We start from the raw sequence: 14,559 nt of genomic DNA on the forward strand, positions 1-14,559 counted from the left end.
TTGGCCAGCAGGCGCGGGTCGAGGGACCCGGCGTTGACGCCGATCCTGATCGGCACGCCGGCGTCGGAGGCGGCGCGGGCGATCTCGCCGACCTTGTCGTCGAACTTCTTGATGTTGCCCGGGTTGACCCGCACCGCCGCGCAGCCCGCCTCGATGGCGGCGAAGACGTACTTCGGCTGGAAGTGGATGTCGGCGATGACGGGGATCTGCGACTTGCGGGCGATCGCCGGCAGCGCGTCGGCGTCGTCCTGGGACGGCACCGCGACGCGGACGATCTGGCAGCCGGCCGCGGTGAGCTCGGCGATCTGCTGGAGTGTGGAGTTGACGTCGGCGGTCAGCGTGGTGGTCATCGACTGCACCGAGACCGGCGCGTCCCCGCCGACGGGAACCGACCCGACCATGATCCGACGCGACACCCGCCGCGCGGCGATCGGCCGGTTCCGCACGGCGGGAAGTCCCAGCGTCACCGGCCCGGGCGGGACGCCAACGGCGCGATCATCCCTCATCGCACACCTTCCAGGATCGGAGTCGTGGTCTCCCGCTGCTTCGATCGCCGACCGGCGAGCCGGGCGCCGAGGACGCCGGCGAGGTCATCCGCGCGAAGCCCGATATCGGCGAGCAACTCGGTTCGCGGGGCGTGTTCGAGAAAACGCTGCGGGATGCCGAAGGTCTGGACGTCGGCCGTCAGGCCCGCGTCACGCGCCAGGCGGGCCACGGCGTCGCCCACGCCGCCCACCCGGCCGTTGTCCTCGACCACCGCGACGAGCCGGTGCCGGCCGGCCAGTTCGGTGACGGCCGGGTCGATCGGCTGCACCCATCGGGGGTCGACGACGGTGACGCCGACGCCCTGGGCGCCGAGGCGCTCGGCGACTTCGAGGCAGAGCCCGGCGAACGGCCCGACCGCCACGATGAGGACGTCCTCGGCGCTGCCACGGGCCAGGACGTCCACCGCGCCCACGGTGGCGACCGGGTCCGTCTCGGGCGGAAGCTCCCCCTTCGGGAAACGGACGACGGTCGGCGCATCGTCGACGGCGACCGCCTCCCGCAGCAACCCGCTCAGGCGGGCTGCGTCGCGCGGTGCGGCCACCCGGAGGCCCGGGACCACCTGCAGGATGGACAGATCCCACATGCCGTTGTGGCTCGGCCCGTCGTCTCCGGTGATTCCGGCCCTGTCGAGGACGAAGGTCACCCCGAGCCGGTGCAGGGCCACATCCATCAGAACCTGGTCGAACGCGCGGTTGAGGAAGGTCGAGTAGATTGCCACCACCGGATGCGCCCCGCCGAGTGCCAGTCCCGCCGCCGAGGCGACGGCGTGCTGCTCGGCGATGCCGACGTCGTAGGTCCGCTCCGGGAAGGCGGCCTGGAAGGCGGCCAGCCCGGTCGGATGCAGCATCGCCGCGGTGATCGCAACGATGCGCGGGTTACCCGCACCGATGTCCACCAGTTCCGCCGAGAACGCCTCGGTCCACGACCGTCCGGAGGCACGCGTCCTCCGGCCGGTCGCGGGGTCGAACCGCCCCGGCGCGTGGAACCGCTCCACCGGGTCGTCTTCCGCCGGAGGGTATCCGTACCCCTTGGTCGTCACGCAGTGGACGAGGACCGGCCTGCCGAGCACGCGGGCCTGGCGCAGCGCCGCCTCGACCATCGCCTCGTCGTGCCCGTCGACCGGGCCGAGGTATTCCACGCCGAGTTCCTCGAACACCGGCCGGGGAGCCCCGACGCCGGACCGGCCGGGGGCGCCCTCGCGGAGACGGGCCAGGTGATCGGCGAGTCCACCGGCGGTGGGCGAGTAGGACCGGCCGTTGTCGTTCACCACGATGATCACGGGCCGGTCCCCGGCGCCGCCGATGTTGTTGAGCGCCTCCCAGGCCATGCCCCCGGTGAGCGCCCCGTCGCCCACCACCGCCACCACGCGGCGGTCCTCGCCGCTCAGCCGGTACGCCTTGGCCAGTCCGTCCGCGTAGCTCAGCGCGGTGGACGCGTGGGAGTTCTCGAGTACGTCGTGCTCGGACTCGGCGCGGCACGGGTAGCCGGACAGGCCACCCCTGCTCCGCAGCCGCCGCAGGTCCCGCCGTCCGGTCAGCATCTTGTGCACGTAGGCCTGATGGCCGGTGTCGAACAGCAGCCGGTCCCGGGGCGAGTCGAAGACCCTGTGGAGGGCGATGGTCAACTCGACGACACCCAGGTTGGAGCCGAGGTGGCCGCCGTCCCGGGCGACCGCGGCCACCAGTTCCGCCCGTATCTCGCCGGCCAGCCGCGTGAGATCTCCGGGCGACAGCCGCTTCAGGTCGTACGGCCCCGTGATCTGGTCCAGGACCCCGGATTCGTCAGCCATGGGCCGTCCCCCCGGCAGAGGCGGAGAAGACGATGACCGAACCCGGGCTCAGTCCCAGCCCGGGCCCCGTGAGAAGGCGGGGGGTCGAGATCAGCAGGTTGTAGTGGTTGGGGAAGTGACAGGCGTCGAACCCCAGCAGACGACCGATGGGACGGCCGTCGACCACGACGGTGTCGCCGACGTCGAGCACCCCCGCGGAGGTGATCTCGGTGAAGCCGAGGAAGCCCACCCGGTCGACGCGATCGCCCATGGCCGCCGCCTCGTCCGTCGTCACCAGCTCGTGGATCTCGCCACGACGTACGCACCTGCTCCCGAACGGCTCGAGCACCATGCCCCGGTCGTCCCGGTGATGCTTGAGGACCTTCACGAGCTCGCTCTGCACGGAGCGCTTGGCACCGGATTCGTCGTACAAGGAAGGCTCCTCAGGAGTGTTCTGATGCGAGTTCGTAGGCCGCCAGGACGAGTTCGAGCGCGGCCACGCCGTGCGGGTCGGCGCCTCCGGGGCCGCGGGCGGCCCTTGCGAAGTCGTCGAGAACGCCGGCGTACTCGTGGAAGAGCGAGCTCTTGAAGACCGAGTATCCGGCCAGCATGTCCGCGCGGCGCTCGCTGCCGTCGGCGTACCGGACGGTCACGTCCTTGAGCTCTCCGTGCGCGTAGGACCAGTCGAGCAGCACGGCCCCCGTCGCCCCCGACGGCGCGCGCAGTTCGACGGTCGCCCGCCTGTCGACGCCGCTCTCGTCGTAGGAGACGTCCGACCGGGTGACGCCGACGTCGCCGAGGAACAGCCTGACGAGGTCCAAGGCGTTCGGGCCGTTGTCCGCCAGGCACCCGCCTCCGCATCGGCCGGGGTCCAGGTACCAGCCGTCGTCGCCAACGTGCTCCTCGATCCGCTCGTAGTACCGCACGGTCACCGACTCGACGGCGGGAGCGCCCGCGTCGTCCCGGAGCAGTGCCAGCACGTTGCTGTTGTACCTGCGGTGGAAGGCCGTGAAGAGCGGAACGCCGGTCTTCGCGGAGAGCCGCTGCAGTTCCAGCGCGTCCTCGTGATCGGTCGCGATGGGCTTCTCGACACACACCGCCACTCCCGCCTCCAGGGCGGCACGGCAGATCGGCGCGTGGATGTCGTTCGGCACGTTGACGACGACCGCGTCGACACCACCGCGGCCGAGCATCGTCCGGTGATCCAGATGCCGCTCCACCTCGGGACCGAAGCCCGTCATCGCCTCCTCGCGGAGATCGCACACCGCCGTCAGCCGCATGTCCGTACGGCCGGGCAGGGCCGCCAGGTAGAACCGCGAGATCACACCCAGTCCGATGACGCCGATGCGCAGCTCCCTCACGCGTCCTCCCCCATCGGAGCCGGGGCCGTCGCTCCCGCCTCCCTGGCGACCCGGGCGAGCTCGTCGAGAAGCCAGCCGGGCAGCGGAACCCCGAGGCGAAGGTTCTCCCGCTCCGTCTCGGCTTCCAGCCAGCCCGGATAGCGGACGGGTGAGCCGTCGTCCGCGGGCGGGCACCGCACCAGGCTGCCGAACAAGTGCTCGGCGCCCGCCCGGAACTCGCCGGGCTCGCGCAGGACGTCCGGGGCGATGGCGATGGCGATCACTCCGATGTCGTCGTCGCGGCCGCTCGGCCCGCCGTCGCCGAGCAGCGCCTCGTCCGAGGGGCCCAGCCCCGCCCCGGCCAGCAGCGCCGCGAGGACCTCGACCATCAACCCGAGCCCGAACCCCTTGTAGGCGCCGGTCTCCGGCCGGCCGCCCAGCCACAGCAGATGGGCCTCACCACGGTCGAAGGCCGCCGGGTCGGTCACCGGATGTCCGTCGTCGTCCGCGAGCCACCCCTCGGGGATCCTCCCGCCCGCACGGGCGGCCGCCCGAACTCTGCCCGTGGGCACCACGGTCGTGCTCATGTCCAGGACGAAAGGGTGGCCGGGCAGCGCGGGAGCCGCGATGCTGTACGGGTTCGTGCCCAGCATGGCGACGCTCCCGCCGGGAGGTCGCGCGATGCGCTGCCGGCCACAGTTGGACGCCGCGATACCGATCATGCCGTGCCGGACGGCGCGGGCCGAGTGAAAACCGGCGAGGCCGAAATGCGTGCAGTTGCGCATGGAGACCATGCCGATGCCGTGGGAGCGGGCGCGCTCCACGGCGATGTCCATCGCCTCGCCGGCCGCCCACAGCCCGAGCGCCCGGTTCGCGTCCACCAGCACCGAGGCCCCACGGTCCGCGAGAACCTCCAGGTCCGCGTCGGGCTCGACCCGGGACTCGGCGAAAAGCGGGAGGTAGAGCTGTGTCAGGTTGCGCAGGCCGTGTGACGTGACGCCGGTGAGGTCGCCATGGCAGAGTGCCCGGGCGGCGACCACGGCCCGCTTGGCGGGGACGCCGCGGTGCTCGAAGACGCGCGCGACGAGGGTTGTCAGGGCCTCATAGGAGACTCGGGCGTTCCGCATCGGTTCATCGTTCCTTCCGGCTCCGTGCAAAACGAATGAGTATGCGCTCGACGCATTCCGCGAACTGCTCCAGCTCCTCGAAGCCGGCGTACTCCCCCGAGGCGTGCGCGTTGTTCCTGCCCAGCTCCCCCGGGCCGAGGACGACGGTGTGCACGCCGGGAACCTCCGCCATCCAGATGGCGTCGCAGGTGAACGCGGGCCTCTCCGGCGGCCACGAGGTGAGGCCGACCTCCCGTGACAGGAAGTCCTCGCCCCACGAATCGGTGCCGCGCAGGGCGGGAAGTCCCCGTTTCTCCCAGCGCAGCACGGTGATGTCCGGGGCGTCGGCCGCGGTCCTGCCGAACAGGGGGATGTGGGCGAATCTGCGGGAGAACTCCACGAGCCCCCGGCGAAGCTCTGTGGTCACCGCGTCCTCCCATCGGCGCGCGGTCACGGCCGAGCTGTAGGACAGGTTGATCAGCAGCTTGCCGGACCCGTACACCCTGTTGTGCCGGTGACCCGTGTGCAGCCCGGCGACGCAGACCGCGCCGTCACCCGCGTCGCGTCCCAGGCTCTCGGCGAGATGCTGCGCGAGGAAACCGAGCAGCACCGTCGCGTTGTGCCCCACCTCGGGTTCGTCGTCGACGGAGTCGGACCCGGCCACCGAGATACTCGCGGTCATCGCCGCCGTGGCGCGCGGCAGCACCCTCATCCCGGTCGGTTCGCAGAAGACGTTGAGCCTGCCGAAGTAGCCGGACGCGACGAGAGGCCTGGTACCGAACACTCCCATCGCCCCGCCCTCCTCGCCCGAGACGGCCTGCACCAGGACACCGACGTCCCGGCCCACGGACGGCTCGCGGGCGCACGCGCTCCGGATCCCCGCCAGGAGCGCCACGGCGGGCCCCTTGGCGTCGATGGCGCCTCGTCCTTCGACGCGGTCCCGCCCGAGGCGTACGGGAAGATCCCCGGAGACCGTGTCGATGTGCACGTTGAACATCACGACGCGCTCGGGGGGCAGTTCGGGGCCCAGCCGCAGGACGAGATTCGGCTGGGCGCCGAGGAACGCGGCGGGGTCGGCGCCGGCGGCCTCGCGGACCACGGCCGGCACGCCCTCCAGCGACAGCACGGCGGGATCCGCGGGCGCGTGGTGGGCGACCTCCATGCCGAACGCCGCAGCTGCCCTCGCGTACCGCACCTGGGCCTCGCGGATCCCGCAGCCCACGTCGCTCCCCGTCTCCAGGGGCCCCGCGGTCGGAAGCCGGAGCAGATCGAGCAGCAGCAGCCGGTCGCCGGCGGACAGACGACTCATCGCGGAGCGCCCCCCACCGGCCGCGCCACCTCGTTGCGGATCAGCTCTTCCAGACGGCGCGCGTAGGTCACGAAGGGACCGAGCCTTTCGTGCCCCGCGCCCGCCAGCCCCTCATGGGGCCGCACGCGCAGATGGGGCTCGACACTCCAGACACCGGAGTAGCCCCGGGCGACCAGCAGCCGGAGGCAGTCGGCGACGCGGCACTCGCCATCCCCGGGAAGCGTGTACACGGCGGCCGAGGCCGGCCCCCGGGCATCCTTGACGTGCACGTGAGCCACGTGGTCGACGATCTGCCGGAGCAGTTCGTAACCGTCGTACTCGTACTCCACTCCGTTTCCCATGTCGAAGAGCAGCCGCAGCGCCGGACCGCCGACCGTCTCCAGCATCTGGAGCATCCGCGAGCCGTCCCGTCCGGCCCAGCCCGCGCAGTTCTCGTGCAGGAGCACGAGTCCCGACTGCTCGGCCTCCGCGGCCAGGATCCGCAGCCGCCTGAGCGCCTCGTCACGCCAGTCGGCGTCGTCCAGGCCGTCGTTGGGGTAGGACATGATCCGCACGTAGCGGGTGCCCACTTGCCCGCATCTGCGGGCCAGCGTCCTGAGCTCGGTCAGGTCGGCCTCCAGGTCTCCCGTGATGGGGCGCCCCCAGTTGGCGATCCGGGAGTCCAGGCACACCGTCGACATCCGCGCGTCCGACAGGGCCTCTGCCACCCGCTCGAAGTGGCGGTCGGACAGGTCGGCCAAGGGGATTCCGTCGACGGTGCGCAGTTCGATGGTGTGCCAGCCGACCAGCTCCAGCGCCCTGATCTGTTCCAGGAGCGTCGATCCGGCCTCGTCTCCGATTCCGCTCAGCCGGATACCCTCGACGGGGGCAGGCGCTTCACGCATTGCTCGGCACCACCTTGAACGTGGGCAACCCGTTCGGAGGTCCGCCGAAGCCCGATTCGCGGCAGATGGCCTTGGCGTCGTCGAGCAGCCGCACCACTCTCAGGTTGAGCGCGAAGTCGCGGTCGGTGTCGTCCTTCTCGGCGAACCGCCGGTACACCCGCAGGATGAACTCGGTGAGCGAGTCGTCCACGAAATGGTTCTCGGCGACTCCCGCCGGCGTCGTGATCACGGTGCAGGCGAACGGGTCGTTCTCGCTGGCGGGGTAGTGGCCGACGAATCTGCCTTCGGTGAACTGGAGGGTCAGCCGGCGTTCCCGGACGAGCGCGGTGAGGTTCGAGAAGATCCGGGTGCGCGCCGCCGCGTGGCGGAGCGTCAGACGCCCCGCGCCCATCGCCGGGACCACCGCCTGATCCACCCGCATGTCGCTCCAGGCGGCGGCGACCACCTCCGCGTCTCCGGCGAGCGAGAGGGCCACTCCGACGGAGTGCGGCGGCTCGACGTCGAAGACCGTGAGGTTCTCGGCGCTCCGCAGGGTCCGCTGGAACCGCGGCTTGCGCTGGGCGAACGACATCGTCCGCAGTTCGCCGAGCCTGCCCGACTCGATCAGGTCACGGGCCCGCCTGGTGAGTTCGCTGTCCAGCCAGGGAGCGACCACGATGATCTCCAGGCCCAGCGTCGTGCGCAGTTCGGCGATCGACTGCGCCGCGGCGGCGTCACCGGCGAGGGGCTTTTCGATGAGCAGCCGCCGGAAGCCGAGTTCCGCGAGCCGGCGAACCGTGTCCGCCCGCTGCTGGGGCGGGGTGCAGACATGCACGACCGTGCGTGCCGGATCGATCAGGTCGGGCGCGTGTTCCAGCACGCGGATCACTTTGACGCCGGGCGGCACGGCGGCCGCGTCACCGCGAACGTCCCACCCCAGCGGGGGTTCCGGCGAGAACAGGGATCGGTGCAGCGGATCGGATTTCAACCGGTGCAGCACGGGCCAGTGCAGGCCGATGCCGGAACGGCCCATGCCGATGATCAGCGTATGCAACAAGGGATTCGTCCCAGTTCAGTGGTCGCGGTAGGCGACACGGTGGGCCATCTCGATCAGTTCCTCGCGCCATTCCCGGTCGAGCGGCGCCTCGCGGATCACGGCGCAGGCGTCGTCGACGAGTTCCTGGATGAGCCGTTCGACGTCGTCGACGACTCCGCACTCGCGCAGCAGGGTGTGCAGCCGCTCCGCGGCGTCGTGCTCCCGGGCGGGCGCCCCGACCAGCTTCCGCACCCGGTCGTCCTTCTCCGCGGCCAGCGCGAGCAGGAGCGTCATCTTGTGCCGCGCGGCGTCCAGACCCGTCGGCTTACCGGTGATCCCGCTGTCGCCGGTGACGTCGATGAGGTCGTCCCTGAGCTGGAAGGCCTCGCCCACCAGGGCGCCGTACCGCTGGAAGACCCCGTTCAGGTCGGTGCGGCCGGCGACGGCGGCGCCCAGGGTGAGAGGGCGGTGGATGGTGTAGTGCCCGGACTTGCAGACGGCGATCCAGCGTGCCGTCTGCACGTCCATCAGGGCCTCCGCCGCGGCCAGCACATCGAGGAACTGACCGACGATCATCTCGGTGCGCAGCTCGGTCCAGATCTGCCGGGCGGCGGGAGGCAGCTGCGCCGCCAGGCCGTCCGCGTAGACGTGCGCGAGGTCACCCGCCAGGATCGCGACGCCCTCGCCGTACCTGCGCGGCTCGCCGAGCATGCCTCTGCGCAGGTGGTCGCCGGCGTAGGTGCTGTGGACGGTCTCGACCCCCCGCCGCACGGCGGAGTCGTCCAGCACGTCGTCGTGGATCAGCGCGAACACGTGCAGCAACTCCAGGGCCGCCGCGGCACGCACGACGTCGTCACCGCTCCCGGGATCGCCGCCGGCCGACAGATAGCCCGTCACGCAGAAAGCGGGGCGCAGGCGCTTTCCGCCGGCGTCCACGACGCGCCGCACGGACGCCACCAGCTCTGCGGGTCTTCCGCCTGCCGCGGTCCACTTCTCCGTCTCCAGATCCAGCAGCCGGTGGATCCGGTCCTCCGCGTCCGCGACAAGCCGTCGCCGTATCTCGGCCGCCTCGGTTCCGGCCGGGGGGCTCGTGGTCGACAGGGGCATGACATGCCTTTCTCGGAGGTGAGTACGGGCTCAAATCCTGTCCGGTGCGTCTCTTGCGCCCGCCGCGTCCGTGCCTGCGGGTCATGCCTCGCCGAGTCGTCGCTCTCCGCACGCCGGACGCCGTCGCGCGGACGGCCCCACCGCGGCGGGATCCGGCGCCCTCCTACTCTTCGGGGACGCGCGCCGCCCGGCCGGCGGACAACTGGGCGGGTGGCTTGAAGACCACGTCCTCGACGGTGGTCCGTGCCGTCTCGATCTCCAGGTAGCCCAGTCGCCCCAGCCGCCCCAGCAGCTCCTCCACCAGGACCTCGGGTGCGCTCGCACCGGAGCTCACCCCCACGGTGCGGACTCCATCCAGCCAGCCCTCGTCCAGCGCGCCGGCCTCCGGCACCAGGTAGGCGGGGACGCCGAGGCTACGCGCGACCTCCACCATCCTCAGGGAGTTGCTGGAGTTCCGGGAGCCGACGACCAGCACCAGGTCGCTCCGCGCCGCCACGGCCTTCACCGCGTCCTGACGGTTCTGGCTCGCGTAGCAGATGTCTCCGGTGCCGGGCGCCACGATCGACGGGTACCTGCGGCGCAGCGCCTGGACGATGTCCTCGGTCTCGTCGACGGACAGCGTCGTCTGGGTCAGGAAAGCGAGCGGAGCGGTGTCGGGCAGTTCCAGGTGGGCGACGTCCTCGGCCTTCTCCACGATGGTGATCGCGTTGGGAGCCTCCCCGTAGGTCCCCTCCACCTCCTCGTGTTCCCGGTGCCCGATGAGCACGATGGAGCGACCGGCGTCGGCGAACCGGCGGGCCTCCTGGTGCACCTTGGTGACAAGCGGGCAGGTCGCGTCGATGACGTCGAGTCGCCTGGCCTCCGCGTTGCGCCGCACCTGCGGCGCCACGCCGTGCGCGGAGAAGATGCACACCGCGCCTTCGGGGACCTCGTCCTCGGAGTCGACGAACACGACTCCCCGCCGGCTCAGTTCGGCCACTACCCGGTGATTGTGAACGATTTCCTTCCGCACATGGACAGGCGGCCCATGAATACGGAGCGCTTCTTCCACAATGGTGATCGCCCGCCGTACCCCTGCGCAGAACCCGCGCGGCTCGGCGAGTATCACCTTTTTCGCGACGCCGGCTTTGTCAGCCGAACTCGCCTCGTGCTCCACCCTGCCCGTCCCCCGAATTCGCGTGGCCGATACGGCGCATGAAAAGAACACCCCGGTGGAGATGTCCCCCTCAGACTGCATACGGCATTCGGCCCGGTCAACCGAGGGGATCACGGATAGCAGATGAATGGCCCGCCGGCGAAACAGCCCTGCTACGGCCTGCTATGCCCACCCCGATATTGCCATGCCACTGCTATTGATCGCGCAGGGGGCGCTGCATAGCTTGGGCCGCGGATTCAGCTATCGGTTTCTCCAGCGCACGGGCGACTCGGTGGGGGTGTTCATTGAGCGGCAGAGATGTCCTCTCCGGCGGTACCGTGAAAGTGCCGTTCTTCGACCAGGCCGAGACGTTCAGGAAGGCCTGGCCGGCGATCAGCGGGCATGTGGAGGATGTGTTCGACCGCGGGAAGTTCTCCCACGGCCGGAAGGTCTCCGAACTCGAGAAGGCCGTCGCCGGGTACACCGGAGCCCGGCACGCGATCGCGGTCAACAGCGGGACCGACGCGCTCGTTCTCCTGCTTCGTGCGGCCGGGATAGCGCCGGGTGACGAGGTCGTCGTCCCCGCGTTCAGTTTCGCGGCCTCGGCGACGTCGGTCGCGCTGGCCAGGGCACGACCGGTCTTCGCCGACATCGAGCCGGAGAGCTACGCCCTCGACGCCGCCTCGGCCGCGTCCGTGATCAGCGAGCGGACCCGGGCGGTGATGCCGGTCCACCTGTTCACCCAGATGGCGGACATGGACGCCCTTCGCGTCCTGGCCGCGGATCACGGCCTCCTGGTCGTCGAGGACAGCGCCGAAGCCATCGGCATGCGATGGAACGGTGTCCACGCGGGGTTACTCGGGGCCGGCGGCGTCCTGTCCTTCTTCCCCACCAAGACCCTCGGGGCCCTGGGCGACGCGGGAATGATACTCACCGACGACGACGAGATCGCCCGCCTCGCCGGGATCCTGCGCCACCACGGCCGGATGGGCAAGACGATCGATCACATCGCCGGCATCTCCAACCTCTCCGGTGTCTCGGGCACCAACAGCAAGATGGACGACATCCAGGCGGCCGTGCTCCTGGCCAAGCTCGCCGGGCTGGACGCGCAGATCGAGCGGCGGGCCCGGTTGGCGGCCGCCTACACCGAGCGCCTGCGTGACGTGCCGGGCGTGACCCGCCTTCCGACGATCGTGGAGCGGACGTCGGACACGAACCCCGTCTTCTACGTGTACGTCGTCGAGGCCGACCGGAGAGACGACCTCGTGCGGCACCTGACCGACCGGGGCATCGGCACCGAGGTCTACTACCCGATCCCCCTGCACCTGCAGCCGTGCTTCTCCGCCCTGGGGCACTCCCCCGGCGACTTCCCCCACGCCGAGCGGGCGTGCGAACGGACGGTGGGGCTGCCCTTCTACCCGGATCTGCCGGAGTCCGCCGTCGACATGGTCTGCGACGCCGTACGCGAGTTCTACACGGGGAGGACCGGATGATCCCCTTCTTTCCCCCGGACCTGTTCGAGACGGACCGGGAGGTGATGCTGAAGATCCTCTACGAACTGGGCACCTCACCGGAGCAGAGGTTCATCCTCGGCGAGTCGACCGCCATGCTGGAACAGGAGATCGCCGACCTGACCGGCGCACGCCACGTCATCGCGTGCGGGAGCGGCACCGGCGCGCTCACCCTCGCTGTGCACGCCGCCGGCGTCGGTCCAGGAGACGAGGTCGTCGTGCCCGCGTTCTGCTGCCAGCCGGTCGCGAGCACGGTGGCGAACCTGGGCGGCACGGTCGTGTTCGCCGACGTCGACCCGCTGACCATGGTGATGGATCCGGATCACGCCGAGAGCCTCATCACTTCGCGCACCCGTGCGATCATGCCGGCTCACGTTTTCTCGATCATGGCGGACATGCCGCGCTACCGGCGGATGGCCGAACGTCACGGCGTCGCCCTCATCGAGGACGCCGCCGTCGCGCAGGGCGCCGTTCTGGACGGGCGCCAGGCGGGTCGCTGGGGGCACCTCGGAGTCGTCTCGTTCTTCCAGGTCAAGGCGTTCGGCACGGCGGGGGAAGGCGGCATGGTCTTCACCGACGATCCGGACCTCGCCACGATCGTGCGGCAGCTGCGCAACCACGGCCAGGACGGGAAGCATCGCTTCCTTCACCACCGCATCGGATACAACAGCAGGTTCGACGAGGTCCTCGCACGCTTCCAGTTGCACCGGCTGCCGGGCTTCGCCGAACGGCTCGAACGGCGCGCGCGGATAGCCGACTACTATTCCGAACGCTTCTCCGGATTCACTGACAGGGGACTCGTCCCGCCGCCCAAAGGCCGCAACGGCCGGTGCTACTACGTGTACTCGCTCCTGGTCGAGCGGCGGGAGGACCTGCGGGCCTACCTCACCGAGCGCCAGATCGGCACCCACATCTACTATCCCGTGCCCCTTCCCCTGCAACCGGCCTTCTCGGCCTTCGCCGCGCCCGGCGATTCCTGGCCGAACGCCTCTCTGGTGAGTGCCCGCAATCTCGCGATTCCGATCTGGCCTCACCTGACCGACGAGCAAGTGGAATACATAGCCGACTCCGTCTGCGAGTTCTTCGAATGAATGATGTGAGTGTCTCGGAGGGCGTCGCCTACGTCTACGACTCCGAATGGCAGCTTGAGACCAGGCGGCTGCTTGCGAACCAGGTCATCTGGGACGCCGGGACCATCGACCATCTCGAACGGCTCGGCGTACGGGACGGCTGGCGCTGTCTGGAGGTCGGGGCCGGCTGCGGCTCGATCGCCGGATGGCTGGCGGACCGCAGCGGGCCCGGCGGCCGGGTGGTGGCGGCGGACCTCAGCACCGAACGTCTCGGATGGTTGGCCGAGCGCGGCGTCGAGGTGTGGCGCCACGACGTACGCTCTGATCCCCTGCCGGCGGAGGCGTTCGACCTGATCCATGCCCGGATGCTGCTGCAGCACCTGGGAGAGGGCAGGGACGCGGTGGTACGTCGGCTCGCGGGGGCACTACGCCCCGGGGGGTTCCTCTACGTCGAGGACACCGATCCCAGCCCGGTCTTCCGCGGCACGACCGACCAGGACGCGCTGTCGGCGGTCAAGGCCGCGGGCTACCAGATCATGCGGGAGGCGGGGTTCGACGACCGCGGCGGCCAATCCGACATCGAGACGCTGTTGCGGTGCGGCTTCTCCGACATCGTGGCCGACGGCCGGGTGGCGGTGATCAGGGGTGGCAGCGCGGAGGCCGAGAACTACCTGCTCTGGCTCGACTACCTGGCGCCCAGGATGAGGGCGGCGGGGCTGGTCGGCGACGCCGGGATCGCGGCCGCCCGGAGGCTTCTGCAGGACCCGGACCACCGCTGGCTGAGCCAGGTGATGCTGTCGGTCGTGGGACGGAAGGGCGGTCGCGCCGATGACGGCCACTGAGCCCGTCAGCGGCGGGGTCGGAGCGTACGCGCGCCTGGCGAAGCTGGCCTTCTTCGACTTCTACCTGTCGGCCCTGGTGGTCTGGACGCTGCTCGGCCCGCACAGCCGCCTGACCACCCGCGGCCTGTTGGTACTCTCGTCGCTCACCCTGGCGTGGGTCATGATCGTCGCCGCGACCGTGGCCTTCGACGACGTCACGGGCTTCCGGGACGGCAGCGACCGGCGCAACTACGCGCCGGACCAGGTCGCGCTCCGGTCCCTCAGGCGCAAGCCGCTGCTGGTCGGAGAGATCAGCGTGGCGGCGGCCGTCAGATTCGGATACCTGACGACGCTGGGAGCGGTGGTCCTGCTGGCCGCCGCCTACGCGATCGCGCCGTACCGGCCCGGCTACGTCGTCGGCCTCATGGTGGTGGTGGTCGCCGTGAGCGTCCAGTACTCCTACGGCCTGCGGCTCAGCTACCGGCGCGCACAGGAGCTCGTCCTGTTTCTCAGCCCGGCCCTCACGGTCGTCATCCCGACGGCGCTGCTCACCGGACGGCTGGAAAGCCGCACCCTCGTGGAGGCGGTGCTCTTCGGCCTGTGGAGCCTTCTCATCTCCGTCTACTCCAACCTGAACGACATCGAGGGTGACCGGCTCGCTGGACGGAAGAACGTGGCGACCACCGCCTCACCCGAGGGTTACCGCGTGTTCCTCGTCGTGCTCACCGCGGCCGAACTCGCGGTGATCGTGTACGGCGCCATGCGTGTGCCCGTCCTCGCGGTGGCGCTCGCGCCCTCGGCGGCCGTGCGAGGGAGACAGCTGTACGGGTGGATCACCGCGTCGGACGCCCTCACGGCCCGCAAGCTCGGGATCAACGCCCTGCGGCTCGGTGTGGCGGGGCTGTGCGTCGCGAACCTGCTCACTGTCGGTTGATCCCATCCCGTCG

Annotated in this window: 14 protein-coding genes; 4 read left to right on the forward strand and 10 right to left on the reverse strand. The window is 70.6% G+C overall.

What is annotated here, in order from left to right:
• The 10 genes from F5972_RS35775 to F5972_RS35820 all read right to left on the reverse strand — a co-directional run.
• Window positions 1-506: flavodoxin-dependent (E)-4-hydroxy-3-methylbut-2-enyl-diphosphate synthase (locus F5972_RS35775; protein WP_191910482.1), on the reverse strand; the 506-nt coding region annotated here is incomplete at its 3' end.
• Window positions 503-2,335: a 1-deoxy-D-xylulose-5-phosphate synthase gene (locus F5972_RS35780; protein ID WP_150940432.1), complete on the reverse strand. Its 1,833-nt coding sequence runs from the start codon at window positions 2,333-2,335 to the stop codon at window positions 503-505. The genes F5972_RS35780 and F5972_RS35775, both read right to left, overlap by 4 nt.
• Window positions 2,328-2,747: a DUF6917 domain-containing protein gene (locus tag F5972_RS35785; RefSeq protein ID WP_150940434.1), complete on the reverse strand. Its 420-nt coding sequence runs from the start codon at window positions 2,745-2,747 to the stop codon at window positions 2,328-2,330. The genes F5972_RS35780 and F5972_RS35785 overlap by 8 nt, the downstream gene beginning before the upstream one ends.
• A gap of 10 nt (window positions 2,748-2,757) precedes the next feature.
• On the reverse strand, window positions 2,758-3,675 hold the full coding sequence (locus F5972_RS35790; RefSeq protein ID WP_150940436.1) for a Gfo/Idh/MocA family protein: 918 nt from the start codon (window positions 3,673-3,675) through the stop codon (window positions 2,758-2,760).
• Entirely contained in the window at window positions 3,672-4,781 is a 1,110-nt protein-coding gene (locus tag F5972_RS35795) for an Ldh family oxidoreductase (protein WP_150940438.1), read from the reverse strand. Before F5972_RS35795 ends, F5972_RS35790 begins: the two co-directional genes overlap by 4 nt.
• Window positions 4,782-4,785: 4 nt before the next feature.
• Window positions 4,786-6,069 carry a M20/M25/M40 family metallo-hydrolase gene (locus tag F5972_RS35800; protein WP_150940440.1) on the reverse strand — a complete coding sequence of 428 codons (1,284 nt, stop codon included), beginning with the start codon at window positions 6,067-6,069 and terminating at the stop codon, window positions 4,786-4,788.
• Window positions 6,066-6,953, reverse strand: a complete 888-nt coding sequence (locus F5972_RS35805) for a sugar phosphate isomerase/epimerase family protein (protein WP_150940442.1) — start codon at window positions 6,951-6,953, stop codon at window positions 6,066-6,068. The genes F5972_RS35800 and F5972_RS35805 overlap by 4 nt, the downstream gene beginning before the upstream one ends.
• On the reverse strand, window positions 6,946-7,989 hold the full coding sequence (locus F5972_RS35810; protein WP_150940444.1) for a Gfo/Idh/MocA family oxidoreductase: 1,044 nt from the start codon (window positions 7,987-7,989) through the stop codon (window positions 6,946-6,948). The genes F5972_RS35805 and F5972_RS35810 overlap by 8 nt, the downstream gene beginning before the upstream one ends.
• 15 nt (window positions 7,990-8,004) lie before the next feature.
• On the reverse strand, window positions 8,005-9,075 hold the full coding sequence (locus F5972_RS35815) for a polyprenyl synthetase family protein (protein ID WP_150940446.1): 1,071 nt from the start codon (window positions 9,073-9,075) through the stop codon (window positions 8,005-8,007).
• Between the two features lie 163 nt (window positions 9,076-9,238).
• Window positions 9,239-10,312 carry a 4-hydroxy-3-methylbut-2-enyl diphosphate reductase gene (locus tag F5972_RS35820; protein WP_150940526.1) on the reverse strand — a complete coding sequence of 358 codons (1,074 nt, stop codon included), beginning with the start codon at window positions 10,310-10,312 and terminating at the stop codon, window positions 9,239-9,241.
• Window positions 10,313-10,548: 236 nt separating this feature from the next.
• On the opposite strand from F5972_RS35820, the gene F5972_RS35825 reads away from it, so the two are divergent.
• From F5972_RS35825 to F5972_RS35840, 4 genes are read left to right on the forward strand one after another with little or no spacing between them, the layout of a single operon-like run.
• Entirely contained in the window at window positions 10,549-11,703 is a 1,155-nt protein-coding gene (locus F5972_RS35825) for a DegT/DnrJ/EryC1/StrS family aminotransferase (RefSeq protein WP_225312200.1), read from the forward strand.
• On the forward strand, window positions 11,700-12,812 hold the full coding sequence (locus F5972_RS35830) for a DegT/DnrJ/EryC1/StrS family aminotransferase (RefSeq protein WP_150940448.1): 1,113 nt from the start codon (window positions 11,700-11,702) through the stop codon (window positions 12,810-12,812). The genes F5972_RS35825 and F5972_RS35830 overlap by 4 nt, the downstream gene beginning before the upstream one ends.
• 5 nt (window positions 12,813-12,817) lie before the next feature.
• A complete protein-coding gene (locus F5972_RS35835) occupies window positions 12,818-13,633 on the forward strand; it encodes a class I SAM-dependent methyltransferase (protein ID WP_191910483.1) in 816 nt (271 codons plus the stop codon).
• Window positions 13,620-14,546, forward strand: coding sequence for a UbiA family prenyltransferase (locus tag F5972_RS35840; RefSeq protein ID WP_150940453.1), 927 nt, complete (start codon window positions 13,620-13,622; stop codon window positions 14,544-14,546). The genes F5972_RS35835 and F5972_RS35840 overlap by 14 nt, the downstream gene beginning before the upstream one ends.
• Window positions 14,547-14,559 lie beyond the last annotated feature (13 nt).

Source organism: Microbispora cellulosiformans, assembly GCF_008728085.1.
Lineage (GTDB): Bacteria > Actinomycetota > Actinomycetes > Streptosporangiales > Streptosporangiaceae > Microbispora > Microbispora amethystogenes.